The organism is Campylobacter sp. JMF_06 NA1 (assembly GCF_027737785.1).
Taxonomy (GTDB): Bacteria; Campylobacterota; Campylobacteria; order Campylobacterales; family Campylobacteraceae; genus Campylobacter_B.
In genome coordinates this window covers 1-1,376 of sequence record NZ_JAOVUA010000011.1, presented here as the reverse complement: position 1 = coordinate 1,376, position 1,376 = coordinate 1, and the positions used below count along the sequence as shown (strand labels likewise).

The 1,376-nt window shown below is 48.4% G+C and carries 1 rRNA gene; it reads right to left on the bottom strand.

Annotated elements, in window-relative coordinates:
• Positions 1-86: 86 nt before the first annotated feature.
• Positions 87-1,376, bottom strand: a 16S ribosomal RNA gene (locus tag OFO07_RS07825); the annotation flags it as partial.

The following is a 1,376-nucleotide window of genomic DNA, read 5'->3' as shown; positions in this document are numbered from 1 at the left end:
ACTTCTAAATCAATCCCTCAAACCTAAACAAGGACGATTGAGTTTATGATGAATATCTTGTGAGAGAATATTCATTTGTACTCTAGAAAGGAGGTGATCCAACCGCAGGTTCTCCTACGGTTACCTTGTTACGACTTCACCCCAGTCGCTGATTCCACTGTGGACGGTAGCTAGTTTAGCATTCCGGCTTCGAGTGAAATCAACTCCCATGGTGTGACGGGCGGTGAGTACAAGACCCGGGAACGTATTCACCGTAGCATGGCTGATCTACGATTACTAGCGATTCCGGCTTCATGCTCTCGAGTTGCAGAGAACAATCCGAACTGGGACATATTTTATAGATTTGCTCCATCTCGCGATATTGCGTCTCATTGTATATGCCATTGTAGCACGTGTGTCGCCCTAGGCATAAGGGCCATGATGACTTGACGTCGTCCACACCTTCCTCCTCCTTACGAAGGCAGTCTATTTAGAGTGCTCGGCCGAACCGTTAGCAACTAAATACGTGGGTTGCGCTCGTTGCGGGACTTAACCCAACATCTCACGACACGAGCTGACGACAGCCGTGCAGCACCTGTCTCAACATTCTAGCAAGCTAGCACTCTCTTATCTCTAAGAGATTTGTTGGATATCAAGCCTAGGTAAGGTTCTTCGCGTATCTTCGAATTAAACCACATGCTCCACCGCTTGTGCGGGTCCCCGTCTATTCCTTTGAGTTTTAATCTTGCGACCGTACTCCCCAGGCGGTATACTTAATCCGTTAGGTGGATTACTGCCATGACTAGCATAGCAACAACCAGTATACATCGTTTAGGGCGTGGACTACCAGGGTATCTAATCCTGTTTGCTCCCCACGCTTTCACGCATTAGCGTCAGTTAAGTTCCAGTAGATCGCCTTCGCAATGGGTATTCTTCTTGATCTCTACGGATTTTACCCCTACACCAAGAATTCCATCTACCTCTCCCTTACTCTAGATTACCAGTTTCCCAAGCAGTTTAACGGTTAAGCCGTTAGATTTCACAAGAGACTTGATAATCCGCCTACGCGTCCTTTACGCCCAGTGATTCCGAGTAACGCTTGCACCCTCCGTATTACCGCGGCTGCTGGCACGGAGTTAGCCGGTGCTTATTCGTTAGGTACCGTCAGTGTTCTTCCCTAACAAAAGGAGTTTACGCTCCGAAAAGTGTCATCCTCCACGCGGCGTTGCTGCTTCAGGGTTTCCCCCATTGAGCAATATTCCCTACTGCTGCCTCCCGTAGGAGTCTGGACCGTGTCTCAGTTCCAGTGTGACTGATCATCCTCTCAGACCAGTTATGCGTCATAGCCTTGGTAAGCCATTACCTTACCAACTAGCTGATACAATATAGTCTCATCC